The following is a 26,672-nucleotide window of genomic DNA, read 5'->3' as shown; positions in this document are numbered from 1 at the left end:
CCACGGGCGGTCATGTCCTCGTTGCGGGGCTGCCATCGGTATCAGGCCGGCCAGTGGCCTACCATCTCGGCGTAGTTCACGCCGCTGACCTTCTTGCCCTGGTAGGCGGCTGTGGCCTCGTAGCGGCTGCCCGGGTCGCCGGTGACTTCCTGGGCGTCGGTGCCGGTGACGCGAACGTTGAGGTGGGTCTTGAGTGCGGGGATGTCGATGCTCCAACGGGTGGGATAGGCGTTGCCGGTGGTGGGGCTGGTCCAGATCCGGTGCGCGCCCTCGGCGACCGGCTCGACCGCCACCACGTCGTAGGAGCCGTCCGGGTGCAGAACAGTGGCCCAGGCGTTCTCCGTCGTGCGGTTGGCGGAGTCCCAGACGACCATTTTGTCGCCGCCCGGGAGGCGGAAGTTCATCCAGGTCCAGCGCATGGAGTCGTCGAAGGCGACCGGGCCCCACTGCTTGTCCAGCCAGCTTTCCCCGGACACCTTGTAGGACTTGTCCTGGATGTTCAGGGTGCCGGTGGTCTGCATGGACGGGAAGGCGTACTCGTAGTTCGTCTTCCCGAGCAGGGGGAAGGAACCCGTGCCGGCCACCTTCAGAGCCGGCCCCTTGGCCCTGAGCTGGACATCCAGGGAGCCCCACGGGGTGGCCGTCCTCACCGACATCTTCAGCGCGGTGCCCGTCCAGGTCATCCCGGGCATTCTGATGTCGAGCCCGCTCTTGCTCCAGTTGTAATCCTCCTTGGCGATCGGAGTCTGGTAGCTCTTGTGCCAGCCGGTGGTGACATCGGTGACGGCGACGGTCATCATCTGCTGGTCCGTGTGAGGGAAGGTCGCTGTCTGGACGACGAGCCCGAAGTCATGGCCATTGCCCTTCACCCAGCTGGTGAAGTAGATCGACTCACTCCACGCAGGGTCGGAGTCGGGGGTGTGGGCGGCGAGGTCATTGGCGGGGTCGACCGTCGAAGGTATGCCTGCGTTGACGATGGTATGAGCCTTGGGGCCGTCCCGGTCTGCCGCCTGGGCGGTGGGTGTGACGGCAGCGCCGAGCAGTGCTGTCGTGGTGGCGGCGGCGATGGCGACGTCGAGCTTCGTACGCCTGGTGGTCTTCATGGGAACTGCTCCCAAGTGGTGGACATCTGCCGACGGACTTTTGCAGTGCCGCCCCTGATGGGGCCTCACATATGCACGACGGGCGCCGCGTCGGGGTCCTGGGCGGGTACGCCGCGCCGGTAGAGCAGCACGCTGACGAGCAGGCCGACGGCGAAGAAGACGGCCGACCACCAGTAGGCGGTGGAGTAGGCCTCCAGGCTGGCCTGGGCCTGGACGCCGGGGTCCCGGGGGTCCTTGCCGACCAGGTAGTCGGTGGCGGCACTGGTGGCGAGCGTGTTGAGCAGGGCGGTGCCGATGGAGCCGCCGACCTGCTGCATGGCGTTGACGGTGGCGGAGGCGACACCGGAGTCCTTGGCGTCAACGCCGGCGGTGGCCAGGCTCATGGCCGGGGCCATCACCAGGCCCAGGCCGAGGCCCGCCACGACCAGCGGAGGCAGAACGTCCGTGGTGTAGCTGCTGTTCAGGTCGAGAGCGGTCAGCCAGGCCATGCCGGCGGCGGCCAGACCCATGCCGAGCGGCACCACCGGCTTGGGGCCGATACGGGGGATGAGAACGGTGGAAGCGAGGGTGGAGGTGAGCATGAGCGCGGCGACCATGGGCAGGAAGGCCAGTCCGGTCTTGACGGGGGTGTAGCCCAGGCTCTGCTGCAGGTAGTAGGTGAGGAAGAGGAAGACACCGAACATTCCGGCGCCGCTGATCAGTACGGAGAAGAAGGAGGCGCCGCGGTTGCGGTCGAGCAGGATGCGCAGGGGAAGCAGGGGGTGGGTGGAGCGGGTCTGCCACCAGGTGAACACGGCGAGCAGCACGGCACCGGCCACCAGCCAGCCCCAGGTTTCCACGGAGCTCCAGTCGTGGGTTTCGGCGTTGGAGAAGCCGTAGACCAGGCTGAACAGGCCGCCGCCGACGAGCAGTGCGCCGGGGATGTCGAGGGTGGCGGTCTTGTCGCGGGTGGTGCGCTGGAGGAGGAGGGCGCCGCCGATGAAGGCGACGGCGGCGAAGACGAGGTTGACGTAGAGGGTCCAGCGCCAGTCGAGGTGCTCGGTCAGCAGACCGCCGAGCAGCAGACCGATGGCGCCGCCCGCGCCGGCGATGGCGCCGTAGACGCCGAAGGCCCTGCCGCGTTCCCTGGGGTCGGTGAACGTCGTGGTGAGCAGAGACAGGGCGGCCGGGGCGAGCAGGGCGCCGAACAGGCCCTGTCCCGTGCGGGCTGCGACGAGCATCTCGAAGCTGGTGGCGGCTCCGCCGACGGCGGAGGCCCCGGCGAAGCCGACCAGGCCGACGAGGAAGGTCATCTTGCGGCCGAAGAGGTCGGCCATGCGTCCGCCGAGGAGGAGCAGGCTGCCGAAGGCGAGCGCGTAGGCGGTGACCACCCACTGCCGGTCTCCGTCGGAGAAACCCAGGTCCTTCTGTGCGGAGGGCAGGGCGATGTTCACGATGGTCGCGTCCAGAACGACCATGAGCTGGGCCACGCCGACGACGGCGAGGATCCACCAGCGGTGGCGGGCCGGTGCGTCAGGGGGAGGAAGCTGGGACACGGTGGCCGTGCCCGATGTGTCCGTGGTGGTCTGGGACATGACGAAGCTCCAGAGAAAGTGGGAAAAATAAGGACGGGACGTTCGGTGGTGCGGGGTGGGACGGCTGCGTCGTTGGAGCTCGTCACATGATTCGGTCGGTGATCCGGGCACCGACTCCAAGGCAGAATCAGGCCGCTGAGACACCCGAGAGATGGGCTCCCGCGTGCCTCCGACAAGAGGCGCCACCGGGAAGGGCGGCTGCCTCAGGTTGCGGCCGGAACCCCTCCAGCGCCCGGCGGCGGCGGGCTTCTCCGGCCGAGGCAGGGGAGTAGGTCTGCCAGTACCGGGCCTCACGGTTGAGCTGGCTGATGAGATGCATCAGACAGGTCTCAGCGGGGACGCTGGGGATGCCCAGGCGGTCCCCCCACTCCTCCCCGAAGACCCGCCGGAGCACGCTGTGAATGAGGTGGCGCAGTTGCGCCTCGGACAGGTCGGCGCCTGGCACGCCGGCCAGCGCGTGAGCCTGTGCGTCGACCAGGGCGGCGGTCAGTGCCGTTGAGTTCTCGTCGAGTGCGGGCGTCGTGGCGTCCAGCAGGTCCTGCAGACGGCGGGCGCCGACATGGTCGGCCACGTCTCGATGGAGGCTTTCGTCGAGTCCCAGGAGATGAGCGACGTACGACCAGTACTGATAGAGGTACCGCTCGTCGTCGGGGCCGATGTCGATGCCGACGGCAGCCAGGGCCTGGAAGGCGATGAAGGTGAAGCCGAGCCAGCTGCGGGCCATGTCGAGCTGGCCGATCGGCAGCCCCGGAGCACCCATGTCCCAGTCCGTGAGGGACGTGACCCGCATGCGGGCATGGTGCAGCCGGACCTCAACGGTGGCCACGTACCCCGGCCGCCCGCGCAGTAGCGCTGCCGGCCGTATGGTCTGCCGCGCCCACACGGCCGCCTCCGAGAGTCGGCGCGCGGCCATGTCCGTCGGCCTGCCGGTTCGGGCAAGCAGCCGAGCGGTTGTCGGGGACCCGTAGGCGTGCGAGAGCGCACCGGTGATCGCGCAGAGCCCGAACCAGATGGGAGGTACGGACAGACTCACGACATCGCCGCGATGGAGCATGAGGGGGTCGACCCAGGAAGGAGTGGTCTCCAGTTGCTTCAGTAGTGCGGCGACGGCTGTGGGCGGCTGCTCGTCCAGGCTCGCCAAGCCATTCCTGAGGCCCGCGTCAAGGGCGCGCCGTGCCTGCGTGCCGTAGAGGTCCAGTTCGGCGATGACAGCATCGGCGAGCGGGTCCCCGGCCGTGAGCAGGGTCAGCATGCGGTCGGCCTGCGCGCCGTGCCGACGCCGCGCCGCCTCCAGGTCGACCACGCGCTCGGGAGCCTTGTGGAACGAGTGGTGTGCGGTCATGTGGCTCTCACTTTCCGAGTGGGTGCGGGCCGGGTCCGGCGTACGCCGTTCTGGTTGGCCGCGGGTGCGGGGGAGAGGTGGCCCTGTGATGATCCGTGCAGGTCAGCCCTGCGAAGAGCAAGGGGGCCTGTTGCTCATGTCATGTCGGCAAAGCAACTCTGACACATGTCAGATTAGCTGTATTCTGACGAGTGTCAAGTAAAGTGTTGGTGAGCCTGGAAGTCAGGGGCTTATCAGTGAGGAGGCAATGGTGGGAGTCGGAACAGAACCCGCGCGACGGCCGGGGCGCCCCGGCGCGGGCAGTCCCGCGGTGCCCGATGAGCAGAGCATCCTGCTGCGAGGGCTGGAGGCCTTCGCCGAGCTCGGGTACGACCGCGCTTCCGCACGGGAGCTTGCCCGCCGCCTGGGGGTGAGCCACAACTTCATCAACGACCGATACGGGTCCAAGGCGGCCTTCTGGCGTGCGGTGATCGACTCTGCCCTGGGGGCGCAGCTGGCGCGCCTGCCGCAAGTGGATCCCTCGTCCGACGATGCCGACCGGTTGCACCTGATCATCGCCGGCTTCTACCGGGCCGCGGTGGACACGCCGTTGATCGGAAAGGTCTTCGTCGACGAGCTCTCCCGGGACACCGAGCGGCTGGACTACCTCTACGAGCACTACATCGCTCCGGTCCTGCAGCTTATGGTGCCCAGTATCGAGCGGCTCGTTGCCGCGGGACGCATGGCGCCCGTCCCGTGGGACGTGTTGTTCTTCGCCGTCATCCCTCCCGTCTCGGGAATGGTGGACGGGCCTTTGGCGCGGCGTTTGGGCAGGCCGGAGACCGCCTCATCGGATCAGCTCACGGCCACGGCGGAGTCGTTGGCGACGCTGGTGGTCAACGGACTGCTCGCGACAGGTTCGGAGAGCGGCCGCCGAGCGTGACCGCGCCGACGCCGTCCGTGTGCGCCGGACGGCGACCACGGACGGCGTCGGCAGGTTGCTCGTCGGCCGGGGCGACGCGCGTCCAGTCGCACCATGGAACAGTTGAGTGACGGCAGTTGCGTCTGAAGACCCTGCGGGCACATGTTCGCATCCACCTGTGACGGCGTCGGCATCGGCGGCCAGCTGGCGACGATCGTCGGCTGGGGCGCCGTGTGCCTGTGGCTCAACGTGGGAAGTGCGCCCCGCCTCGCCGACCGGCTCGGACCAGGGTCCACTCGGAATCGAGGAGAGGGTGGTCGGTCGGTACTGGCCAGCGGACGGTGCCGACCTGCCGGAGGTCGTGCTTCCGGCAGGTCTTCCGCGTGCCTGTGACTCTTCCGTTCTGGCCCGTCAGCCGAGTGCGCCTGCCGGCGGAACGACGGGCAACAGCAGGTGGGAGTCGTAGGTGCCGCCGGTGCGGATGAGATGGGTGCCCTTGTTACGGGTCGGGACGTTCTGGTCGGGGCCGGGCATGGGCGGTACGGAGACGTTGCCCACGGGGTGGCCGGCGATCTCGACGACCAGGTGCTCGCCGGGATGGACGAGCAGGGAGGTGGGCCACAGGGCGAGTTCGACCGGAACGCACTCGCCGGGCGTGAGGAGCTGTTCCTCCGCGTGGGTGAGGTAGGGCTCGGCCGGGGTGGAGCGTTCCGGGTCCAGAGCGCGGTGGGAGGCGCGCAGGCGGCCACTGGGGCCCTCGTAGCCGAAGCCGGCGGGCAGTCGGCCGTCGGTTTCCATGCCCAGGATCGCCGCACGCATCTCCGGGCTACGCACCTCGACGTGATGCAGACGGTTGCCGTCGCTGTCGGTTTTGTACACGGCGGCGAACAGGTCCATGTCCTCCGCAGCCTCGGCCTCCACCCATAGGTGCAGGTTGATGTGGCCGGTGATTTCGGTGTCTTCGTCGAAGGTGTAGGTGAAGGTGGCGGAGGAGGCGGGATCGTCGCCCTGGTAGCGGGCGACCGCCTCGTGAGCCGGTAGTTCCTCCGACAGGGTGCCGTCTGCCGGGTTCAGGTAGAGGGTGCGCCATTCCTGCCGGGCGAGGGGCCATTCGTTCTCCGGTCGGCCGACCTGGTCGGTGCCGCCGGGGTCGAGCACGGACAGGCGCACGCGCGGGGTGTCCTCCCAGCCGTTGTCGATGTCCTTGAGGTAGCGGTCGAAGAAGCGGTTCAGGTCGGCGACGTTGTCGGGGTCGGCGATGTCGACCCACTCCAGTTCGTTGCTGACGCGCAGCCACTTGTCGGTCGAGGAGATCTCCCGGAACGCCTGCAGGGTGCCATGGCAGTGGATGGGGTGGGTCCAGCTGGCGACGATGTAGGCGGGGACCTCGATCTGGTCCAGCCGGGCGCGCTTTTCTGCCCAGTAGGCGTTCATCAGCGGGTACTGCCCGAGCATGGCAGCGGGGTCCTCGAAGCGGTTCTCGCCGTAGAGGAACGCCACGACGTCCTGGGAGTGGAACTTGGTCTCCGGGATGCCCCCGCGTCCCATGTCCTCCCGGTACATGTCGATGCAGCCCTCCCACGGGGCGATGGCCGCGAGGTGCGGGGGGCGTTCGGCGGCGCCGAACCACTGCAGGATGGCGAGTTGGGAGTTGCCGGCCATGCCGACTGTGCCGGAACACCACTCCTGCTCGGCGAGCCACTCGACGGTGTCATAGATGTCGCGCCCGCCGGCCCTGCCCCACCACAGCATGTCACCGCCGGAACGGGCGGCGCCGCGTACATCCACCACGGCGATCGCATAGCCGTGATCACACCAGTAAGCGGGATCGAGGGCCTCGAACGCCTGCAGTCCCGACAGGTCCTCCGGCGGCACGCCGAAGTTGGTGGCATACATGTTCTTGTTCCACCAGCCCTGGAACTTGCCGTACGGGGTCCACACCAGGATCACCGGGACCTGCTCGTCGCCGGTGGGCCGGTAGACGTCCCCGTAGATCACTGTGCCGTCGCGCAGCGATATGGCCACGTCCCGGTCCAGGCGGATGTCGCACGGCAGTGGCATACCGCTCTCCGCGTGTACCGACCCCTTGGGCAGCACCGTGGTGCCGGGCTGGAGCGGCGGTACGAGAGCTCCGGGTGTGTCCAGCGGGTTCGACGGCCGGAAGATCACTTCGACACCAAGGTTGTCCTGCTTGTGCACGTCCATCGCGACGCCCTTCTCGCTGCGTGACGACCATCCGGCGGATAGGTCTCGGGTCACTCACCCAGGAAACATGATGCCGATTTTCGTGTCAACACGAGTATCTGCATCGTGTAGTGTTTGTGAAGCCGCACTCGACATCCGCGCACTCAGTGCGGCCAAGGCCAGAAGTCCCTCAGTCCCCGGAGGTCAGGAACGTGGTGTGAGCGGCCGCACCCGGATGGTCGTCGCAAGGGGCCATGTCAACAGTCGGGCCGCAGGGCCGCGCTCAGGGCACGCAGGGGTGGCGGCCTTCCACCGCATCAACGGTGAGTCCCTTTCCGGGATCGTTTTCCTGTCGTCTGACGGATCGCCGTGTCGCTCAGTGGATAGGCGCGGCCTTTCGCGGGGGCATAGCCTCGCCGAGGTTCGCGGGGCGTGGCCTCGCACTCTCATTCGGATGGAGCCCGGAGGCTATGGAAGCGCTCGATGACGAGCCCGGCAAGCTCAAGTTCGTGCACCACTACGGTGTGGGGTTGCACGGCGTTGAGCCGGTCATCCACGTGCACGACCCGCTGTGGCAGAAAAGGCAGATCGACGACTTCGTCGAGTTCGCGGTGGAGGCGGAAGAACTCGGTTTCGACGGGCTCAGCGTGACCGAGCACCACGCGCCGCTGATGACCTGCCCGTCGCCGCACATCCTCCTGGCCGCCGCCGCGGTGCGCACGAGCCGGATCCGGCTGGCGACCGCGGTGACGGTCCTGCCTCTGTACCACCCGATCAGGGTCGCCGAGGAGGCCGGAACCCTGGACCTGCTCAGTGGGGGGCGGTTCGAACTGGGCCTCGGACGAGGCGTCCCGCAAGAGGCACAGATCGCCTCGGGCCGGGAGCTGACCTCCGCGGAACTGAACCAGGGGTGGCTGGAGAGCCTTGAGCTGCTGGAACTCGCCCTCACCGAGCGGGACTTCACCTACAACGGCACGTTCCACAAGGTCACCCGGCCGACGACGATCGCGACCCGCCCCCTGCAGAACCCGTTCCCGATCTGGCTGGGCGGCTTGAGCCTGGACACGATGGGTCGCGCCGCTCAGCGGGGCTGGAACATCATGCGCAACCTCGGCAGCAACCAGGAACACCGGGACGCGCTGGAGCACTACACCAAGGTCGCCGCACAGCACGGCCACCTCAGGTCCGGCGCGAACATGATGATCGAGAGGTTCGTGGCGATCGGGGAGACCGAGGACGAGGCCGAGCGCAACTTCGAGCAGTTTTCGGCGACCTTCGGACAGTTCCTCGCGGTGTACACCGCGGGAGGACGACGCGCCGTCCCCAAGAACGACGCCGAGTTCCACGTCGACAAGAACTCCACCAAGAAGAACCGCCCCGCCATCGCCGTCTCCGGCACCCCCGACCAGATCATCGAGAGTCTGCAGCAGACGATCGACGAGACCGGCGCGCGCCGGCTGCTCGTCGAGATCTTCTCCGAGCGGGAACGGCGCCTGTTCGTGGATGAGGTGATGCCTGTGCTCAGGTCCCGAAACGCGACAGCGGGCTGACGCTCGACCTGCACGAGGACTCCGGCGCCCCGGAGCTGGTGGACATGCCCGGCGTGCCGCCCATGCGGCTGCGGGCCGATCCTCCGCGTCGGCCAGCCCACCTGACGGACCTGCCGATCGTCGTCGTCACCTGCGAGCAGTCCACGGCGAACTCGGCGTCCACGGCAACGGTTCCTGGTGATGATCGAGCGGACCAACACCGAGGTTGTGGACGTCGTGACCCGCCGGCTCGACCAGCATTGCCGCCGTGACGACAGCTCCGGGAGCTGAACCCGTCGGCTCTTACCCGCACCCCTATCACCGAGAGGCCGCCCACGATGTCCGCTGACGTGACAGGAACGCTCGATCGGCACGTCGAGCAGTCACAGACCCCGATCCTCGACGAGGAGAACCGCTTCAAGCTCGCGTTGTTCTGCGTCAACATCGCGCGCGGATCGACCGTGTCGCTCGACACGAGCCAGCTGATCCAGGTGACGTGGGACGAGTCGGTGCGTATCTGCCAGGCGGCGGACCGGGCAGGGATCGACGCCGTGATCCCGCTCGCCCGCTGGCGCAATGCAGCGACGCTCAAGCCGGAGTTCGATCGCGTCTTCGACTCCTTCACCTGGGCGGCGGGCATCGCTGCGGTGACCGAGCGCATCCAGGTGTTCGCGACGTTCCACGTGCCTCTCTACCCGCCTGTGATGGCGGCCAAGATGGTCGCGACGGTCGACCACATCAGCCGGGGGCGTTTCGGACTCAACGTCGTCGCCGGGTTCTCAGCGGCCGACTTCGCGATGTTCGGGATCGAACTCGACCCCGCCGCCGACCGATACGCACGCACGGCGGAGTGGCTGGGACTGATGAAGCGGGCATGGACGGAACACGAGCCGTTCGACCACCATGGGGATTCCTACTCGGGCCAGGCCATCGTCTCGGAACCCAAGCCACTGCAGCGCCCGTGGCCCGTGATCATGTGCGCCGGCAACAGCCCCGCGGGAAAGGAGTTCTCCGCCCGGCACGCGGAAGTCAGCTTCGGCGTTTTCCCCAGCTTCGAGTCCATACCCGAGGTCGTCGAGCACAACCGGCAAGCGGCCCGTGAGGCCGGTCGGCCGGTGAAGGTGTTCGGGCACGGGTACGTCGTCTGCGCCGACACCGAGGCCGAAGCGAGGCGACGCCTCGATCACTGGGTGCGCGACAACGTCGACGAAGCGACGGCCGGAGCCTTCGTAGCCGCGACGCTCAAGAACTCGAACAGCACGAAGGTGTTCGAGGATCGCTTCGCACACCGGGAACTGCTCGCGAAGGCGGCCGCCGGCGCTCTCGCGCTGCCCTTGGTCGGCACGCCCGAGCAGGTCGCGGGAGGCATCCAGCGGATGGCCGACGGCGGAATGGACGGCCATGGCCCTCTCCTTCCCCGACTACGACGAGGGCATCCAGATGTACGAGGAGCGGATCCGTCCGCTGCTGATCGAACGCGGCCTGCGCCGCCGGTGAGGAGCTCAACATCGTGAACGACGCGACGCAGGGGCCGATGCGAGCGGTGCGTATACACCGTCACGGAGGCCCCGAGGTGATGACCGTCGAGAAGGTCCCCGTGCCGCGCCCGGCGCCCGGCCAGGTGCTCGTCGAGGTGGCGGCCGCCGGTGTCAACTATGCCGACGCGATACGGCGGCTGGGAGAGTATTACCCCCAACCAACCGTGTTTCCGTTCACGATGGGCGGAGAGTTCACCGGAAAGATCGTGGCTCGCGGCGAGGGTGTCACCGGCCACAAAGAGGGGGACACGGTCTTCGCCCTCCACAATGGCGGGGGCTACGCCGAGTACGCGGTTGCCGAGCAGGGCGCGCTCATCCCGGTCCCGGACGGACTGGACCCTGTGGTCGGCCTGGCACTGGTGATCCAGGGACTGACCGCGGTGGCCATCCTGAAGGACGCCGGGCCGGTCCGCCCCGGCGACACCGTGCTCGTCCAGGCCGGGGGTGGCGGCGTCGGACTGCTCGCGGTACAGCTGGCGAAGATGTACGGAGCCGGCAGGGTCATCGCCATGGCGAGCACGGCGGAGAAGCGGGCCACGGCGCTGGACCATGGCGCCGACGTGGCGGTTGACTCATCGTCGGACGGTTGGGCGGCGGAGGCGCGCGAGGCGACCGGCGGCAAGGGCGTCGATCTGGTTCTGGAGATGACCGGCGGCTCGGTGTTCACCCAGTCCGTCGACCTGCTGACCGACTTCGGGACCGTCGTCGTGTACGGCGTCGCCGGCCGTGAGCCGCCGATCCTGGCGGTCGAGCAACTGATCCCACGCAATATCAGCGTCCGCGCCTTCAATCTCCATCCCTACCTCATGCGCCCCGACTTCACCGCCGAGACCCTGTGCGAACTGGCCGACCACGTGGCCGAAGGCCGACTCCGGGTTGCCCTCGGCGGGCGCTTCACGCTCGAAACAGCGCAGGAAATGCACCGCTCGATGGAAGCGCGCCAGACCCACGGCAAGCTCGTCGTCATCCCACGCTGACGAAGGAGCGCCGCTCTTGACTCAGCCTCACTCAGACCCGATCTCGCTGCTCTCAAGGAGGCGCGCTCGTGCCCTCAGCTCTGGACGGCGTCATTGTCGCCGACTTCTCGCGGGTGCTCGCCGGACCGCTGGCGACGGCAACCCTGGGCGACCTGGGCGCCACGGTCATCAAGGTCGAAAGCCCGTCCGGAGATGACACCCGGCACTGGGGCCCGCCGTTCGTCGACGGGGAGAGTTCGTACTTCCTGTCGGTCAACCGCAACAAGCGCAGTGTCGTCCTGGACCTGAGATCCCCGTCCGACCGGGCACTCGCGCGCACGCTGGCCGCGCGTGCCGATGTGCTGGTCGAGAACTTCCGCCCGGGCGTCGCCGCACGTCTGGGGCTGGGCTACGAGGAGTTGCGCGCGGACAACCCTCGACTCGTATACGCCTCCATCACGGGGTTCGGTCGCGAGGGCGCCGGTCGGGAGTTGGCCGGATACGACTTTCTGATCCAGGCGGTGAGCGGGCTGATGAGCATCACCGGCGACGCCGAGGCCCAGCCCACGAAGGTCGGGGTCGCGATCATCGACGTGCTCACCGGTCTGAATCTGCTGAGCGGGGTGCTCGCGGCGCTGTACCAGCGAACCCTCAGCGGCCTGGGACAGCGGGTGGACGTCTCGCTGATGGGTGCCGCGCTCGCGGGGCTCGTCAACCAGGCCTCTGCATGGCTCAGCGCCGGGGTCGAGCCCGGGCGCGACGGTAACCGGCACCCGAGCATCGCCCCGTACGAAACGTTGCAGGCCCGGAACGGGCTGCTGGTTCTGGCCGTCGGCAATGACGCGCAGTTCGGCAGGCTCGCCGAGGCACTCGGCAGGCCGGACCTGGCTCGAGATCCTCGATTCGTCGTCAACTCGGCGCGAGTCGCGCACCGTGAGGAGTTGCGGCACGAGCTCGAGGCCGTGCTGACGCAGCGTCCCGCCGATGAGTGGATCGATCGGCTGGTGGCTGCCGGGCTGGCGTGCGGACAGGTGAACACCGTGGCGGAGGCGTTCGAGTACGCGGCCGCCGTGAACCTTGTCGCGACCGCCACGATCAAGCGTGCGGACGGCACCCCGGTCGAGCAGGTCGCCAGCCCGCTCGCGCTGAGCGGCACGCCAGTCTCCTACCGGCTGGCCCCACCGCGGCTGGGCGAACACGATGCCGAGATCAGACGCTGGCTCGAGGACCCGAACGCAGCTGGCGCGAACGTCTTCGAGAGGGAAATGAAGCCATGAAACTGGATCAACTCGCCTACATCGTGATCGGCTCGTCCAAGATCGAGCAGTGGCGTGATTTCGGCGTCAAGGTGCTCGGCACGATGAGCGAGGACGGCCCCGACGGCGCGCTCTACCTGAAGTACGACGAGTGGCACTACCGCCTGCTCATCCTGCCGGACGAGGAGGAACGCCTGGTGGCCGCGGGGTGGAGTGTGCGCTCGCGCGCCGCGTATCGCGCTGCCCTGGAGTCGGCCAAGGCCGCCGGCCTCGAGATCCACGAGGGCGGCCAGGCCGAGCGCAGGGTCCGGATGGTGCAGGAGTTCTTCCGCTTCGTCGATCCGAACGGCTCGCCGCACGAGGTGTGCTGGGGGCGGACGATGTCCGCCGTGCCCTTCGTCTCTCCGGTGGGCGTCAGCCGGTTCATCACCGGAGATCTCGGCGTGGGACACGTCGTCCTGCCCAGCCGGGGCGCCTTCGACGAGTGTGTCGCCTTCTACGAAGACGTGATGGGGCTCGACTACTCCGATTTCCTCAGCCGCTCGGTCGCTCCGGGAAAGGACGTACGGGCGTACTTCTTCCACTGCGCCAACGGCCGGCAGCACAGTCTCGCGCTGGCCGAGGTGCCGGAGGAGACGGGCATCATCCATTTCCTCATCGAGGTGCAGACCCTCGACGACGTGGGCCGGGCCATGGAACGTGCGCGAGAAGAGGATGCGCCACTCGTACGCGGGCTCGGCCGGCACGTCAACGACTCGATCGTGTCGTTCTATCTGCAGTCGCCCAGCGGTTTCCACGTCGAGTACGGCTTCGGCGGCGAGGTCATGGACTGGACCGACCACGAGGTCCGCAACATCTCGTACGGCACGTACTGGGGGCACGAATGGCAGCCCGGCTTCGCCCCGCAGATACCCAGCGGTAAGCGGAGACCCTGACCGCGCCGCCTGTTCCCCACCACAGCTCAGCCCTGCGGCTGACCCGACGAAAGACCTTGCCCCATGCTGAAGCCCCAAGTGATCGCCGATCTCGCCGATCGGCTGGAAAACGCCGAGCGCACTCACGCCCCGCTGCGCCACTTCACCATCGAGCACCCCGAGATGACCGTCGAGGACGGATACGCGGTACAGGCGGCGTGGGTCGCCAAGAAGATCTCGGCCGGCGCCACGGTGCGCGGGCACAAGATCGGACTGACCTCCAAGGTGATGCAGGAGGGAGCGGGCATCGACGAGCCGGACTACGGCATCCTCCTCGACTACATGTTCTACGAGTCGGGCTCCGTACTGCCGATGGACCGGTTCATCGCGCCGCGTGTCGAGGTGGAGCTGTGCTTCCAGATCGGCAAGCCGCTGAGCGGCCCGAACTGCACGATCTTCGACGTGCTCGACGCAACCGAGTACGTCATCCCGGCGTTGGAGATCATCGACACCAGGTTCCACCGCTTCGACCCGGACACCAACGCCCCGCGCAAGATCATGGACACCGTCGCCGACAACGCCGCCAACGGCGCGGTCGTCATCGGCGGCCGTCCCGTCCGGCCGATGGACCTGGACCTGCGCTGGGTCAGTGCGCTGCTGCTGTGCAACGAGACGGTCATCGAGTCCGGAGTGGCGGCAGCGGTGCTCAACCACCCTGCCAACGGCATCGCCTGGCTGGCCAACAAGCTCTGGCGGTACGGCGAGACGTTGCAGGCCGGCGAGATCCTGCTGGCGGGCTCGTTCACGCGATCGGTGCCCGTGTCGGCCGGCGAGGTGTATCACTGCGACTACGGACCCATGGGGAGCATCTCATGCCGGTTCGCCTGATGTTCCGCGATCCCAGGCCTGGTTGGCCGGACGTTTCGCGACCTCGGGCGCGAGCCGGGAAGCGGGAATCATGAACGGTTTCAAGGCCGCCATCAGCGCTGGCGGCACGACTCGGATAGGGCTGTGGTCGTGCCTGGCCGATCCCGTCGTCGCGGAGTTGCTGTCGACGACGGGCTTCGACTGGATGCTGCTCGACGGTGAGCACGCGCCCAACGATCTGCGCACACTGATGGCGCAGCTGCAGGCCACCGCGGCAGGACCCACCCAGATCGTGGTGCGGCCGCCGGACGGGGACCCGGTGCGGCTCAAGCAGTTCCTCGACATCGGGGTGCAGAGCCTGCTCATCCCGATGGTCGACAGCCCCGAGCAGGCCGACGCGGTGGCCCGTGCCGTGCAGTTCCCCCCGGCGGGCATACGCGGTGTCGCCTCGCAGACGCGCGGCGGGCGCTGGGGCACGGTGCCGGACTACTTCGCCACCGCGCGCGACGACATCTGCCTGGTCGTGCAGATCGAGTCGCGGACGGCGCTCGGCAACGTGGACGCCATCGTGAGCACCGAGGGAATCGACGCGGTGTTCGTCGGCCCGATGGACCTCGCCGCGTCGCTCGGCCACATCGGCAGGCCCGGAGAACCCGAGGTGGTCGCTGCAGTCGAGCACGTCGCCGAGCGTGCCCACGCCGCCGGCAAGCCGGTCGGCATCCTCACCGTCGACGAGAAGCAGGCAGCGCGCTACATCGAGAGGGGCTTCGACTTCGTCGCGGTCGGCATGGACACCATGCTTCTGCGTGGCTGCGCGAGCGAACTACGCGCGCGCTTCGCCCTGGAGAAGGGCCGGGACCGGTGAACACCGAGGGCCCGCTCCTGGTCGAGCGTCGCGACGACGGCGTCACCGTTCTGACTCTCTCGCTCCCGGATCAGCGCAACGCCATGACGGGCGAACTGACCGCAGCGTGGCGGGCCGCGATCGCCGAACTGCGCGAGGACGCCGCGCTGCGCTGCGTCGTCGTCACAGGTGCCGGGCCGGCCTTCAGCGCCGGGGGTGACCTGTCATGGCTCGGCGACACCGACGACGCGACGGTCGACTCGTTGCGCACCCGGATGTCGGCGTTCTATCGCGACTGGCTCTCGATCCGGCAGGTGCCGGTGCCGACGATCGCAGCCGTCAACGGCGCGGCCGTCGGCGCCGGACTGGCCCTCGCGCTCGCCTGCGACCTCAGATACACCACGCCACGCGCCCCACTGTCGGTGCCGTTCACCGGGCTCGGCCTGCACCCGGGCATGGCGACCACCTGGTCGCTGCCCGAAGTGACCTCGCTCGCCGTCGCCCGTGACCTTCTGCTCACCGGACGAGTGGTCCGCGGTGCCGAGGCGCTGGAGCTGGGCCTGGTCAGCGCCGTGGTGGACGACGTGCTCGAGCATGCGCTCGAGGTCGCGGCCACCATCGCCGACCACGCCCCGCTGGCGACACGTCTGACCAAGGCCGCCCTGGCGCGTGGCGGGCACCGCGGCATCGAGGACGCGCTGGAGTGGGAGGCGCTCGCGCAGCCGATCACGATGACCACCGCGGATCTGCAGGAAGGCCTGACGGCACAACGTGAGCGCCGCCGCCCCCGGTTCACCGGGCGTTGAGAAAGGACGAGGCGAACATGACCAACACAGGTGTCGCTGCCGGGACCTTCCGCCCCGAGTCGACCCGCGAGTTCTTCGGCCTGGAGTCGAAGTGGTTGTCGATCGGTGACGAGCGCATCCATTACCACGACGAGGGATCCGGCACCCCGGTGGTGCTGTTGCACGGCTCGGCCATCGGGGTCTCCGCCGCGGCCAATTGGTGGCGAGTGATCCCCCGGATGGCCGTGTCGGCCAGGGTCCTGGCGCCCGACATGGGCGGCTATGGGTGGACCTCGGTGCCCGACGAGAGTTACTACGGACTGCCGGCGTGGACCGAGCAGGTGGTCCGGTTCCTGGACGCGCTGGACATCCCGAAGGCGGTGCTTGTCGGCAACTCGCTGGGCGGGCGGATCGCGACGCAGGTCGCCGTCGACCACCCGGACCGTGTGACCGGCCTGGTCACGATGGGCAGCCCCGGGATCGAGTACCAGCCCACGCAAACCCTCAGGGCGAACACCGCACCGGCCATCACTCCCGAGGGCATCGCCCGGGTGATGGCCACCCTCGCCGCCGACGGCTACAAGATCCCTGACGGCCTGGTGGAGTTCCGCTACGCGATGGTCAGCCGGCCAGGAGGACCCGAGCAGTGGCGCACCGTGGTCCGGGTACGGGACGAGTCGGTCGCCGCGTCTCGGCTCACCGCCGAGCAACTCGCCTCCGTCACGGTGCCGGCACTCATCCTGCACGGGAAGCAGGACAAGGTCGTGCGCGTCACGGACAGCTTCGGTACCGCGCAGGCGCTGCCGAACGCCGATCTCATGCTGTTCGCGAACTGCGGGCACTGGGTCCAGCTCGAACGCGAAAGCGAGTTTCTCACGGCCGTCGACGGGCTTCTCCGCCGCGTCTCGAGTGAGGACGGTCGATGAGCGCGCCGACCGTCGAAAGCACCTCCCCGCAGCGCCCCGACACGCTGATCGGTGTGTTCCCGGCGACCTCCGTCGCAGATGTCGCCTCCGCCGCGGAGCGGTCGCGTCAGGCACAGCGCGCCTGGTGGGCCGAGTCGCCGGTGACCCGCGCGGCGGCATTGTCCGCAGCCGCCGACTCCCTCGCCACCCACGCGTCCGAGCTCACCGAGCTCGTCATCACCGAGGTGGGCAAGCCACGTGGTGAGGCCTCCGGCGAGGTGCAGCGGGCGCTCGCGATCCTGCGCTACTTCGCCCAGCTCAGCCTCGCCCCGCTCGGCGACCACCTGCCAGCAGCCGGTCCGGCGGGCTCGGTGCTGCTGGACACCCGGCGCCCCCGCGGTGTCGCCGGGCTGATCACTCCGTGGAACTTCCCGCTCGCCATCCCGCTGTGGAAGGCCGCGCCCGCACTTGCGGCCGGCAACGCGGTGCTGCTCAAGCCCGCCCCGGCAGCCACCGCGACCGCGGTACGGCTGCACGAACTGCTCGCACCGCACCTGCCCGACGAGCTGTTCACGGTGCTCCCTGGCGACGGCATCACGGGCGCCGCGCTCGTCGCCGGTTCCGACGTGGTCTCCTTCACCGGTTCCACGGCCGTGGGACGGGCCGTCGTCGCCGACGCCGCGGCAGCCGGTATTCCCGTGCAGGCCGAGATGGGCGGGCTCAACGCCAGCGTCGTACTGCCGGACGCCGACGTCGCCTTCGCGGCGAGAACCATCGCGGCCGCCGCGATGGGTTACGCCGGGCAGAAATGCACCGCGACCAGCCGGGTCGTCGTCGTCGGACACAACCCCCACTTCGTCGACGCCCTCGCAGCGGCCGTGGCCGAGCTCCCGGTAGGCGATCCCGGCGACAGCTCGACCGTCGTCGGCCCGGTGATCAGCTCATCCGCCTGCGCAGCGGTGACCGACGCCGTGACGGCCGCGGTGTCGCGAGGCGGCCGGCTGCTCACCGGAAGCCGACGGCTCGACCCTGGGTGGTTCGTCACCCCGGCACTCGTCGACGGGCTCGAATCCATCGACGAGCTGCACCGGGAAGAAGTCTTCGGCCCATTGGCGTCGATACAGTACGCAGCGGACACCGACGCTGCCGTGGAGCTGGTGAACAGCACACGGTACGGGTTGGTCACCGGGCTGTTCACCGGCAGCCTCGACGACGCGCTCCGGCTCGTCCCGCGCTTCGACACCGGCATGGTCAAGGTCAACGGTTCGACGAGCGGCGCGGACTTCCACGCCTCGTTCGGCGGCGAGAAGGACTCCGGGTACGGCCCCGCCGAACAAGGACGGCACGTGCTGGACTTCTACTCGCGCCACCACACCGTCACCCTGGCGCCGGCAGCAGGATGAGGAAGGGCAATTGCCCTGCGCCGTGCGCAGACCGGCATGACCCCGACAGGCGCCCCCAGTTGGGCTGCAGTCGGGCGGCGCCGGACGGATGACATCCCCCGCTCGGTGGCTGATGGTGCGGGCGCAGGGAGGAAGGCAAGGTAGCCCCAGTCCGCTTGCCGGGCACCCCGCCGGACGGCGCGGGAGTTCCGAGGGCCGCGGGCGCGGTGGCACTGCTCCGTCCCTGATTCTCGTTCGTGATCTGCGGCAGAGAGAACAGATCCGGCCGCGGGGTATGGCCTGGACTCCGGGCATCAGCCGCGTGCCGTGGGTGAGGCCTCCGCGTCCTGGCCACAGAGTGTGTGCCTCGAATCCCTGGAGACCGATTTTCTGCCCAACGCCCGCCGGTCGGCACCTGTGTGAGCCCTACCTTCTCCTGCACGTCGCGGCCCGGGACTCGGCGGTGGCCGCAGAGCAGTGCGAGCAGTTGATCGACACTCTCGCCGGGCAGGACCGCGCGCTGGTCCTGCGCGGCCTGGCGGCGCAGCGTCGCGCTCTGTTCGCGGCACTCACAGTGCCCGACGGCGTGGAGCCGCTCTTCACATGGCGATGGTCGGCCGCATCGCCTCCGCCGGTGTGCAGCCGATCGTCATGATGCCCCCCTGAGCGCCGCGTGCGTGCCGAACGCTCGGTTGTGGTAGGTCAGCGGCTCCCCGGCGGCGCTGACCGCGGCCACCACGTCGGCGAGCAGCAGAAGATGGTCACCTCCGTCGACCCTTTCCGCGACCTCGCAGGAGAGGAACCCGGCCGCGCCCGGAAGGCGCGGGCCGCCGGTGTCGGCGCGCCAGGCCACGCCCGAGAACTTGTTCGTACCGACCTTGCGCGCGAAGTTCACCGCGAGATCGGCCTGCTCCCGGCCCAGAACATTGACTCCGAACGCGCCGGTGTCACGGATGACCGAGAGGAGGTCAGATCCACGGTCGAGCGCGATCATCACCATGGGCGGGTCGAGGGACAGCGAGGCGAAGGCGCTCACCGTGGTGCCGTACGGCAATCCGCCGCGGCAGGCCGTGATCACGGTCACGGGCGTGCACACGGTCGCCATGGTCTCCCGGAACGCATCCTGGAGCGATTCGGCGAGGCGCTCGATCATCGGAACCACCCCGTCCGTCATGCGCTGGGGCCTGTGGCGGCCTCGGCATCAGCGAAGGGTGCAGGAGCTGAGGGGCATCGCACCCCGCCAAGTGATATCTCAGAGAAACGCATCGGGCTGCCTTCGGTCGGTTCGGGAGAGCTGTTGCGATCCCCGGCGGTGTCTCCCGCCCAGCGCCCGGGAGCAACGAGTGCTGCTCCCGGCTGGGCGAGAGAGGAGAAGCAGGGCCACTTGTCAGGGTATGGAGGCCCGGTCTCTTCACCGATCCGGCGCGCGACATCCCGATCCGGCGTGCGACAGCAGTACTCCAGAGGTGCGGGGCGGTCAGATTCCGTTCCCGGCGGGACGACAGGCCGAGCGCAGCGTCTGCGAGGGTGGTACCCCGTAGCGTGCCCGGTAGGCGCCCGCGAAGCGGGACACGTGGCCGAAACCCCAGCGGAACGCGATCTCGGCGACGGTGGAGCCCGCACCCGCGAGCAGGTCGTGGTGTGCCCGCGAAAGGCGGACATGTTCGACATACTCGCGAGGCGAGACCCCCATGAAGTCACGGAAATGCCGTTGCAGGGAGCGTGGCCCGACGCCCGCCACCTGTGCGAGCCGGGGCAGCGAGAGGTCACCGGCGGGGTCGTCCTCGATGAGCTCGATCACCCGCCTCACGGACGGCGGGCGGCCGCTGCCGGCCTGGCGCCGCGCGAGTTGGTCGCTGTAGTTGTGCGGCTGGGCGAGCAGGAGGCCGGAGATGAGGAACTCGCCCCACAGAGCCCCGCCGCCGCCGGCGCTGAGACCGGTCGGCGAACCGAGGTCCTGGACCAACTGCCCCACCAGCCGCTCCCAAGAGGCCAGAGCGGGAACCGTCAGGTCCATCCTCGGCTGGAACCGGACAGGCCCAGGGACCGGCTGTCCGAGCATCCGCTCCAGATGACCCTCGAGCGCGAACCGCTCAATCCGCAAGTGGAGCTGGCTGTAGCCGTCGCTGAGCCGCATGTCCGCCCGCATGCGGGGTGAGATGATCCCGGCGGTCGTGTGATCGAGCAGGACCCGGCCGTCCTCGCACTCGAGCAGGTTGTGCCCGGTGACGGCGAAGTGGACGTCGTAGTAGGACAGGAACTCGGTATTCTGGACGTGCAACTCGTCTCCGTCCGACCTGCCGTAGACGAGGGACACCGCCCCCAGGTCGACCGCCGAGAGCTCTGCGGCGATCTGCGCACCCTCGTGCGCTGGCGTGGCCCGACTGGGAGTCAGCAACCGTGCGACATAGGCCCGCATCTCGTCGTTGTCTGTCGAACGGATAACCCGGAAGCGCGAGAGGAGGCCCGTTGCCACTGTCCCGTGGATGCCCTGCATCGTTCTCCACCACCTCTTGACGTGCACCGACTACGACGGCGATGCCTACCACCCACCGAAGCGACACGGCCGGCTCGTGCACAGGAGCAGGAGTGCGACGAGCTCGCCCCCCCGGGGGCGGTCGTTGAAACCTCAAAGAGAAGTGAGGTTCGCACGATGGTCAAGGCTGCGCAGAGCCCTGTCAACGTGCGGGCGGCGCCCCGGAGTAGGGAGCGGTGACCCGCTGTGCGGGCTCAGGTTTCCGACTTACCGCGCGGCGGCAGGCCCCACCAGCGGTCGAATGACCGCACGCGGGGTCTGTCGATACAAATGCAGCCGGGTGAACGAGTCCGGGCGATTGGCGTTGGTCGGCGAGTGGGGCGTCGCCGGTCACCCTGCATCAGGCGTCTGACATCCAGGGCGCTCGCGCGCTGGTGCGCAGTTCGCGCTTGAGGATCTTGCCGCTGGCGTTCTTCGGCAGCTGCTCGGCGAACTCGATGTGTTTGGGCGACTTGAACCCGGCCAGGCTCTGCCGACAGTGGGCGATGAGTTCCTCGGCGGTGGCCGATGCTCCTTCCCGCAGGACGACGACGGCGGTGACCGCTTCGATCCACTGCGGATGCGGGAGTCCGAAGACCGCGGTTTCGGCCACCGCCGGGTGCTGGTAGAGCACTTCCTCGACCTCGCGGCTGGCGACGTTCTCGCCGCCGCTCTTGATCATGTCCTTCTTCCGGTCGACGACGGTGAGGTAGCCCTCGGTGTCCATCACTCCGAGATCACCGCTGTGGAACCAGCCGCCCGCGAACGCGGCATCCGTCCGCTCGGGGTCGTTCCAGTAGCCGAGCATGGCATGGGGGCTGCGGTGCACGATCTCCCCGACCTGGCCGGGTGGCACCGGCCGGGTCACATCGTCGACGACCAGTGTCTCGACGTTCAGTCCGGGCCGGCCGGCCGAGCCGGCCTTGCGGACTTGGTCCTCCGGCTTGAGGATGGTGGCCACCGGTGACATTTCGGTCTGCCCGTAGAAGTTGAACAACCGGACGTCGGGCAGCCGTTCGCCGATTTCCTTGAGCACCTCCACCGGCATGATCGAGGCGCCGTAGTAGCCGTTGCGCAGCGAGGACAGATCCCGCTGGTCGAACTCGGGGTGGCGCAGCAGTGAGATCCAGACGGTCGGCGGGCAGAACAACTTGGTGGCACGCTCGGCCTCCACCGTGCGCAGCATCGTCGCGGCGTCGGCTCCGGACAGCACGATGTTGGTGGCACCGAGGTAGATGCTGGGAGTGAGGAAGCAGTGCAGCTGTGCGCAGTGGAAGAGCGGCAGGGCGTGTACCTCGATGTCGTCGCCGCTCATCTCGCCGTCAACGGCACAGGTGACGTACTGGGCGATCAGGCTGCGTGCGGAGAGCATCGCTCCCTTGGGACGGGACTCGGTGCCACTGGTATAGATCAGCTGCGCCAGCTCGTCCTCGGCGACGAAGACGTCCGGAGCGGACGAGTCGTCGTACGCCATCCAGTCCTCGACGGATTCCCAGCCCGCCGGTGTCGGCAGCCCGCTGTCGGGGATCACGCCGCGGACCGTGACGGTGCCGGTGAGAGCCGCCTCCTCCAAGGCCTGTTCCGCCACGGGCAGCAGGGCGTCTTCGACGACCAGTCCGGTCGCGCCCGAGTGGTCGAGAACGTAAGCGACCTCACCCGAGGTCAGCATGAAGTTGATCGGCACAGACACTGCGCCCAGCCGGGCGAGGGCGAAGTAAAGGACCACGTAGGCGTGGTTGTTGTGGCTGAGAAGGGCGATCCGGTCTTCCTTGCGGACGCCACGGGCGGCCAGGGCGTTGGCGGTGCGGTTGACGGTCTTGTCCAGCTCGGCGTAGGTCTGCCGGAGGTCGCGGTAGACGATCGCGGTCTTGTTCGGCACACGGGCGGTCGAACGGCTCAGCAGGTCGCCGAGCGAGGCGCTTCTGACCTGTGCGATCCGCTGGGTGAGTTCGTCGCTGAACATGTCGCTCCTTATCGGGCTCGTGGGAGATGTCAGCTCGTCATGGCGTCCTCGACGGAACACGATGAGGGCAGGACGGGGGCCGCTCACTCGTTCGAGGTGGCTGTGAGTGCGGGCACGGGCCGTGCGTGTGACGGCTGGAGAGCGAGTACCGACCGCACGCTCCGGCGGAGTTCGGCGGGGCGGTCGCCGGACCAGTCCGGTGCCCGCCATGCGATGTGCCGGTCCGGGCGTACGAGCAGTGCCCCGCCGCTGTGGACACCGCGGACAGCGGCCCATTCGCCGGTGAAGTCGGTCCATTCCGCGTCGGAGTCGATGACGCGCACATGGATGGTCGCCCCGGTGTCGTCGGCTGCCTGTGCGGCCGCGGCCCATCGAGGGGCGTGCTCGGCATCGACGAGCAGGGTGAGGCCGCGTGGGGCGATCAGTTGGTGCACCGACTGCCGCAATCCGTCACGGTCGAGCCACGCGTGCGGGAGATGGTGACCGGGCCGCGTGGTGGACAGGTAGTCGCGCAGCGGATTCTCTCCCTCCGGTGCGGGTGTGCCGTTGGGCACCAGCGCGCCGGATTCGTAGTGGTAGCCGAGCTCCACCGCGAGCTGACTGAAGTCGTCGGCGTTGCTCGCGATCGCCTCGGCCACCGCGGCACGCTTGGCGTCGCCCTCGGGGGTGTCCGCCAGCCACTCGGTGACGGCGTCCCAGCCGGCTTCCTCGCTCTGGTCGGCGCGCAGACCGAGCGCCGCGGCGATACGGGCGTGTCCGCCTGCATTGGTGAGACAGTGCCGGACGTTGAACTCGCCCACCGGGCGGCGTTCGGTCTCGTAGGTGTCGAGCAGTGCGTCGGTGGCCTGGCCGGTCAGGACGGCGTCGAGCTTCCAGGCGAGGTTGTGCACGTCCTGCACCGCTGTGTTGAGGCCCAGTCCGCCGGTCGGCGGGTGCCGGTGGGCCGCGTTGCCGGCCAGGAAGACGGGGCCGACCCGCTGGCGCCGGGCCACCACGCCCTCGAACTCCCAGTGGCTGACCGCGTGCACCTCGATGTCCAGATCGGGGACGCCGAGCATACGGCGGACGCGGCCCAGGATCGCGGCACGGTCGTGGCGGTCCGAGTCGCTGGTGCGGTAACCGGTGTGTACGGCCCACTCGGTCGAGTCGCGTCCCCACCGGTCGGGACCCATGGCGCACAAGGCGCCGGCGAAAGAACCCCGGCCGTCGGGATTGATGAAGTACCGCAGCAGCACCTCGTCGTCGGAGATCCACTCCGACAGGTCGATGGTGGCGTGCACGGTGACCATGTCGAGCAGCCCGGTGGAGCCGTCCATCTCGATGCCGAGCAGGTCGGTGCAGGTCCGTCCGCCGTCGGCGGCGATGACGTACCGGGCGTGGATCTCGTGAAGCCGACCGCTGTCGCGGTCGCGGACGGTTGCTGTGGCTCCTTCTCCGGTGTCGTCGGCGGAGAGGGCGAGCGCGGTGAGCTCGTGGTGGAAGCGAATGTTCTCCGGCCCGCACACCGCCTCTGCCCGGGCTCGCAGCAAAGGGTCGAGGCGCAGCTGCGGCACATTGGCGTAGCGGGCAGGGCTGGCCCGGGCGTAGCGCTCGGCGTCGGCGCCGCCGCCCCATGCGGGGAGTGCGCCGATCACCTGCCCGAAGGGCGCGGCCGGTCCGGCGAGCGTCGTATGCCACGCCACCTTGTGCCAGCGGTCCTCGGGCGGGGAGAGGTCGTAGACGGCGTCGGCCACGCCCATCTCGGTGAAGATCTCCATCGTGCGCTGATTGAGCAGGTGCGCGCGAGGCAGCGGTGAGGCGGCCGCATGTCGTTCGACCAGGAGGATGTCGACACCTCTGTTCCCGAGCAGGACGGCCGCAGAGAGACCGGCGGGGCCGCCACCGACGATGAGGACGTCCGGCGCACGGCGAGGTTGGCTGCTCATCGGATGGCTCCCTTGCCAAGCGGGCTGCTGTGCCCTGAACCGTAGGCCGCTCAACACATTGAATGCAATAGTGGCGTCAAATTGCGAGCTGCGATTGCATTCAATTCTGCCTGCATCTATGGTGGGCGACATCAGCCGACCAACGAAGGGACGGCACACCGTGACCTTGCGGGACATCACCTCAGGCGCCCTGTCCTCGGCGACACTGCACGAGGCGGCAGGTCGTACCGGAGCCCTGCCGTCGGTCATCGGGCCCGCCTTCGCCGCCGCCCGCGTCGCTGGACCGGCCTTCCCTGTCGCCTCTCCGCCAGGCGACAACCTGTGGATCCATCGCGCCGTGTACTCCGCCGAGCCCGGTGACGTCCTCGTAGTCGATGTCGGCGGCGGCACCGAGTTCGGCTACTGGGGCGAGATCCTGAGCACCGCCGCCCTCGCGCGAGGCCTGGCCGGCCTGGTCATCAACGGCGGAGTCCGGGACCGGGACGCCCTGACCGAACTCGGCCTGCCGGTGTTCTCCGCCGGCCTGTGCATCCGCGGCACCGGCAAGGACTTCGACGGCACAGGTTCGCTGGGCACCCCGGTGCGTGTCGGTGAGGTGTTCGTGGGCCGGGGCGACCTGGTGGTCGGCGACGCGGACGGTGTGGTGGTGATCCCACAGGCCGACATCGAGGCCGTACTGAAGGCCGCCGCCGAGCGCGAGACCAAGGAGGCCGCATTGATGCGCCGCATCCGTGCGGGGGAGCGGACCCTCGACCTCTATGGCTGGCAGTGACTCAGAAGAAGGAATGGCCCATGCCCAAGTCCCGTAGACACCCGATCGAGATACCCGGACTGCACCACGGCGGTGCCCCCTTCCCTGTCGCCGTCAGGCTCGACAACCTGTTGGTCTCCAGTGCTGTACACGGCATGGACCCCGACACCGGCAAGGTCCCCGACAGCTTGGAGGCCCAGACCGCCGGGGTGTTCGCCAACATCCGACGGATCCTGGACGCGGCGGGCGCCGACACGGACGACATCGCCAAGGTCACCGTCTTCCTCGGCGAAGGGCAGCCACGCAAACCACTGAACGCCGAGTGGGTGGCGATGTTCCCCGACGAGCAGGACCGGCCGGTACGTCACACCGTGCCCTCGATGCTGCAAGCCCCTTTGCTCATCCAGTGCGAGTTCACCGCCGTACTGCCCACCCGTACCCCCCAGGAGCAGCCGTGATCATCGACAGTCACGCCCATCTGGTGGCGCCCGACTCCTTCTACGGACTGTGGACCTACCTGGAGGCGGCCGGCACCTACCACGGGCGCTTCCCGTCCAAGGCCACCGACGAAGAACTGCTCGCCTCCGCCAGGCGGCAGATCGCGCTGATGGACGAGGTCGGCACCGACATGCAGCTGACCTCGCCGCGCCCGTTCGTGCTGAAGCACTCCGCCCGCCCGGCGAAAATCGTGCACTGGTGGGTCGAGGCGAACAACGACGCCATCGCCACCCAGGTCGCCGCCCACCCCGACCGGCTGCGTGGCGTCTGCGCCCTGCCGCAGGTGGCGGGCGAACCGGTGAGTACGGTCTTCGAAGAGCTGGACCGGAACCTTGAGCGAGGATTCATCGGGGCGCTGCTCAACCCCGATCCGAGCGAGGGCGCCGGAACCACACCGGTGATGGGCGACGAATACTGGTACCCGCTGTACGAACGGCTCGTCGAGCGCGACGTTCCGGTGCTGCTGCATCCGGCGGCCTGCTATGGACGTGAGAGCTACAGCGAGCACTTCATCACCGAGGAGAGCCTGGCGATCAATAGCATGATCAGGGCCGGAGTGTTCCGTGACTTCCCCGACCTGAAGATCATCGTGCCGCACGGCGGCGGATCGGTTCCCTACCAGCTCGGCCGGTGGACCGCTCATGACCGCGGACTCGTCAGCGTCAAGTCGGACGACCGCGAAACGTTCCAGGAAACGCTGAAGCGGTTCTGGTTCGACACCTGCCTGTACACCCAGGAAGCCTTGGAACTGCTCTTCGCGGTGGTCGGCGCGGACCGCGTCCTGTTCGGCACCGAACGGCCGGGCAGTGGCGGAAGCCTGGAAGACCTCAAGCCGGTGATCGAGAAGATCCCCGCCCTGTCCGACGACGACCGGCGAGCGGTGTTCGAAGACAACGCCCGTCAGGTCTACACACGGCTGAACGACTGAGAGGGGGGAGAC

Annotated in this window: 22 protein-coding genes; 14 read left to right on the top strand and 8 right to left on the bottom strand. The window is 68.6% G+C overall.

The features are described from left to right. Positions 1–41 precede the first annotated feature (41 nt). The 3 genes from SGFS_RS10745 to SGFS_RS10735 form a co-directional block, all read right to left on the bottom strand. On the bottom strand, positions 42–1,103 hold the full coding sequence (locus SGFS_RS10745; RefSeq protein ID WP_286249576.1) for a lipocalin-like domain-containing protein: 1,062 nt from the start codon (positions 1,101–1,103) through the stop codon (positions 42–44). Positions 1,104–1,168: 65 nt separating this feature from the next. Further along, positions 1,169–2,677: an MFS transporter gene (locus tag SGFS_RS10740; protein WP_286249575.1), complete on the bottom strand. Its 1,509-nt coding sequence runs from the start codon at positions 2,675–2,677 to the stop codon at positions 1,169–1,171. A gap of 127 nt (positions 2,678–2,804) precedes the next feature. Further along, positions 2,805–4,019 carry an oxygenase MpaB family protein gene (locus SGFS_RS10735; protein ID WP_286249574.1) on the bottom strand — a complete coding sequence of 405 codons (1,215 nt, stop codon included), beginning with the start codon at positions 4,017–4,019 and terminating at the stop codon, positions 2,805–2,807. A 310-nt stretch (positions 4,020–4,329) separates the two neighbouring features. Between SGFS_RS10735 and SGFS_RS10730 the strand changes: the two genes are divergently transcribed. Further along, a complete protein-coding gene (locus SGFS_RS10730) occupies positions 4,330–4,941 on the top strand; it encodes a TetR/AcrR family transcriptional regulator (RefSeq protein WP_286249573.1) in 612 nt (203 codons plus the stop codon). A gap of 390 nt (positions 4,942–5,331) precedes the next feature. Here the strand turns inward: SGFS_RS10730 and SGFS_RS10725 are convergent, their stop codons facing one another. Then, positions 5,332–7,125: a CocE/NonD family hydrolase gene (locus SGFS_RS10725; RefSeq protein WP_286249572.1), complete on the bottom strand. Its 1,794-nt coding sequence runs from the start codon at positions 7,123–7,125 to the stop codon at positions 5,332–5,334. Between the two features lie 449 nt (positions 7,126–7,574). On the opposite strand from SGFS_RS10725, the gene SGFS_RS10720 reads away from it, so the two are divergent. From SGFS_RS10720 to SGFS_RS10675, 10 genes are all read left to right on the top strand, one after another. Further along, complete coding sequence (locus SGFS_RS10720) at positions 7,575–8,654, top strand: LLM class flavin-dependent oxidoreductase (protein WP_286249571.1); 1,080 nt, start codon at positions 7,575–7,577, stop codon at positions 8,652–8,654. A gap of 329 nt (positions 8,655–8,983) precedes the next feature. After that, the gene (locus tag SGFS_RS10715; RefSeq protein ID WP_286249570.1) at positions 8,984–10,147 is read left to right on the top strand and encodes an LLM class flavin-dependent oxidoreductase; all 1,164 of its coding nucleotides are present in this window, start codon (positions 8,984–8,986) and stop codon (positions 10,145–10,147) included. A gap of 62 nt (positions 10,148–10,209) precedes the next feature. Then, entirely contained in the window at positions 10,210–11,148 is a 939-nt protein-coding gene (locus SGFS_RS10710; protein ID WP_286249569.1) for a quinone oxidoreductase family protein, read from the top strand. A 68-nt stretch (positions 11,149–11,216) separates the two neighbouring features. Beyond that, positions 11,217–12,404 carry a CaiB/BaiF CoA transferase family protein gene (locus SGFS_RS10705; RefSeq protein ID WP_286249568.1) on the top strand — a complete coding sequence of 396 codons (1,188 nt, stop codon included), beginning with the start codon at positions 11,217–11,219 and terminating at the stop codon, positions 12,402–12,404. Further along, complete coding sequence (locus SGFS_RS10700; RefSeq protein ID WP_286249567.1) at positions 12,401–13,318, top strand: VOC family protein; 918 nt, start codon at positions 12,401–12,403, stop codon at positions 13,316–13,318. The genes SGFS_RS10705 and SGFS_RS10700 overlap by 4 nt, the downstream gene beginning before the upstream one ends. A gap of 63 nt (positions 13,319–13,381) precedes the next feature. Continuing rightward, positions 13,382–14,185 (top strand): 2-oxo-hept-4-ene-1,7-dioate hydratase, encoded by an 804-nt coding sequence (hpaH, locus tag SGFS_RS10695; RefSeq protein ID WP_286249566.1) that lies wholly within the window; start codon positions 13,382–13,384, stop codon positions 14,183–14,185. A 70-nt stretch (positions 14,186–14,255) separates the two neighbouring features. Next, the gene (locus SGFS_RS10690) at positions 14,256–15,029 is read left to right on the top strand and encodes an HpcH/HpaI aldolase family protein (protein ID WP_286249564.1); all 774 of its coding nucleotides are present in this window, start codon (positions 14,256–14,258) and stop codon (positions 15,027–15,029) included. Further along, entirely contained in the window at positions 15,026–15,814 is a 789-nt protein-coding gene (locus SGFS_RS10685) for an enoyl-CoA hydratase/isomerase family protein (protein ID WP_286249563.1), read from the top strand. Before SGFS_RS10690 ends, SGFS_RS10685 begins: the two co-directional genes overlap by 4 nt. 17 nt (positions 15,815–15,831) lie before the next feature. After that, a complete protein-coding gene (locus SGFS_RS10680) occupies positions 15,832–16,719 on the top strand; it encodes an alpha/beta fold hydrolase (protein WP_286249562.1) in 888 nt (295 codons plus the stop codon). Continuing rightward, the gene (locus SGFS_RS10675; protein WP_286249561.1) at positions 16,716–18,101 is read left to right on the top strand and encodes an aldehyde dehydrogenase family protein; all 1,386 of its coding nucleotides are present in this window, start codon (positions 16,716–16,718) and stop codon (positions 18,099–18,101) included. Before SGFS_RS10680 ends, SGFS_RS10675 begins: the two co-directional genes overlap by 4 nt. Before the next feature lie 628 nt (positions 18,102–18,729). Here the strand turns inward: SGFS_RS10675 and SGFS_RS10670 are convergent. From SGFS_RS10670 to SGFS_RS10655, 4 genes are all read right to left on the bottom strand, one after another. Continuing rightward, positions 18,730–19,254, bottom strand: coding sequence for a flavin reductase family protein (locus SGFS_RS10670; RefSeq protein ID WP_286249560.1), 525 nt, complete (start codon positions 19,252–19,254; stop codon positions 18,730–18,732). Positions 19,255–19,557: 303 nt separating this feature from the next. Then, the gene (locus tag SGFS_RS10665; RefSeq protein ID WP_286249559.1) at positions 19,558–20,499 is read right to left on the bottom strand and encodes an AraC family transcriptional regulator; all 942 of its coding nucleotides are present in this window, start codon (positions 20,497–20,499) and stop codon (positions 19,558–19,560) included. Between the two features lie 457 nt (positions 20,500–20,956). After that, positions 20,957–22,558 (bottom strand): acyl-CoA synthetase, encoded by a 1,602-nt coding sequence (locus tag SGFS_RS10660; protein ID WP_286249558.1) that lies wholly within the window; start codon positions 22,556–22,558, stop codon positions 20,957–20,959. Between the two features lie 83 nt (positions 22,559–22,641). Then, positions 22,642–24,483 carry an FAD-dependent monooxygenase gene (locus SGFS_RS10655; protein WP_286249557.1) on the bottom strand — a complete coding sequence of 614 codons (1,842 nt, stop codon included), beginning with the start codon at positions 24,481–24,483 and terminating at the stop codon, positions 22,642–22,644. Positions 24,484–24,643: 160 nt separating this feature from the next. Between SGFS_RS10655 and SGFS_RS10650 the strand changes: the two genes are divergently transcribed. The 3 genes from SGFS_RS10650 to SGFS_RS10640 are packed head-to-tail and all read left to right on the top strand — an operon-like array spanning position 24,644 to position 26,660. Next, the gene (locus SGFS_RS10650) at positions 24,644–25,255 is read left to right on the top strand and encodes an RraA family protein (RefSeq protein WP_286249556.1); all 612 of its coding nucleotides are present in this window, start codon (positions 24,644–24,646) and stop codon (positions 25,253–25,255) included. Positions 25,256–25,275: 20 nt separating this feature from the next. Next, a complete protein-coding gene (locus SGFS_RS10645) occupies positions 25,276–25,692 on the top strand; it encodes a RidA family protein (RefSeq protein ID WP_286249555.1) in 417 nt (138 codons plus the stop codon). After that, positions 25,689–26,660: an amidohydrolase family protein gene (locus SGFS_RS10640; protein WP_286249554.1), complete on the top strand. Its 972-nt coding sequence runs from the start codon at positions 25,689–25,691 to the stop codon at positions 26,658–26,660. Before SGFS_RS10645 ends, SGFS_RS10640 begins: the two co-directional genes overlap by 4 nt. Positions 26,661–26,672 lie beyond the last annotated feature (12 nt).

Origin of the sequence: Streptomyces graminofaciens (genome assembly GCF_030294945.1) — a bacterium.
Classification (GTDB): domain Bacteria; phylum Actinomycetota; class Actinomycetes; order Streptomycetales; family Streptomycetaceae; genus Streptomyces; species Streptomyces graminofaciens.
This window is presented reverse-complemented; position numbering and strand designations above follow the sequence as displayed.

Bases quoted from the DNA above. Each gene is read 5' to 3' on its own strand.
- SGFS_RS10680 (WP_286249562.1), top strand. From the start codon at position 15,832: ATGACCAACACAGGTGTCGCTGCCGGGACCTTCCGCCCCGAGTCGACC.
- SGFS_RS10735 (WP_286249574.1), bottom strand. From the start codon at position 4,019: ATGACCGCACACCACTCGTTCCACAAGGCTCCCGAGCGCGTGGTCGAC.
- SGFS_RS10655 (WP_286249557.1), bottom strand. From the start codon at position 24,483: ATGAGCAGCCAACCTCGCCGTGCGCCGGACGTCCTCATCGTCGGTGGC.
- hpaH (WP_286249566.1), top strand. From the start codon at position 13,382: ATGCTGAAGCCCCAAGTGATCGCCGATCTCGCCGATCGGCTGGAAAAC.
- SGFS_RS10720 (WP_286249571.1), top strand. From the start codon at position 7,575: ATGGAAGCGCTCGATGACGAGCCCGGCAAGCTCAAGTTCGTGCACCAC.
- SGFS_RS10700 (WP_286249567.1), top strand. From the start codon at position 12,401: ATGAAACTGGATCAACTCGCCTACATCGTGATCGGCTCGTCCAAGATC.
- SGFS_RS10645 (WP_286249555.1), top strand. From the start codon at position 25,276: ATGCCCAAGTCCCGTAGACACCCGATCGAGATACCCGGACTGCACCAC.
- SGFS_RS10740 (WP_286249575.1), bottom strand. From the start codon at position 2,677: ATGTCCCAGACCACCACGGACACATCGGGCACGGCCACCGTGTCCCAG.
- SGFS_RS10675 (WP_286249561.1), top strand. From the start codon at position 16,716: ATGAGCGCGCCGACCGTCGAAAGCACCTCCCCGCAGCGCCCCGACACG.
- SGFS_RS10725 (WP_286249572.1), bottom strand. From the start codon at position 7,125: ATGGACGTGCACAAGCAGGACAACCTTGGTGTCGAAGTGATCTTCCGG.
- SGFS_RS10690 (WP_286249564.1), top strand. From the start codon at position 14,256: ATGAACGGTTTCAAGGCCGCCATCAGCGCTGGCGGCACGACTCGGATA.
- SGFS_RS10665 (WP_286249559.1), bottom strand. From the start codon at position 20,499: ATGCGGGCCTATGTCGCACGGTTGCTGACTCCCAGTCGGGCCACGCCA.
- SGFS_RS10670 (WP_286249560.1), bottom strand. From the start codon at position 19,254: ATGACGGACGGGGTGGTTCCGATGATCGAGCGCCTCGCCGAATCGCTC.
- SGFS_RS10660 (WP_286249558.1), bottom strand. From the start codon at position 22,558: ATGTTCAGCGACGAACTCACCCAGCGGATCGCACAGGTCAGAAGCGCC.
- SGFS_RS10710 (WP_286249569.1), top strand. From the start codon at position 10,210: ATGACCGTCGAGAAGGTCCCCGTGCCGCGCCCGGCGCCCGGCCAGGTG.
- SGFS_RS10745 (WP_286249576.1), bottom strand. From the start codon at position 1,103: ATGAAGACCACCAGGCGTACGAAGCTCGACGTCGCCATCGCCGCCGCC.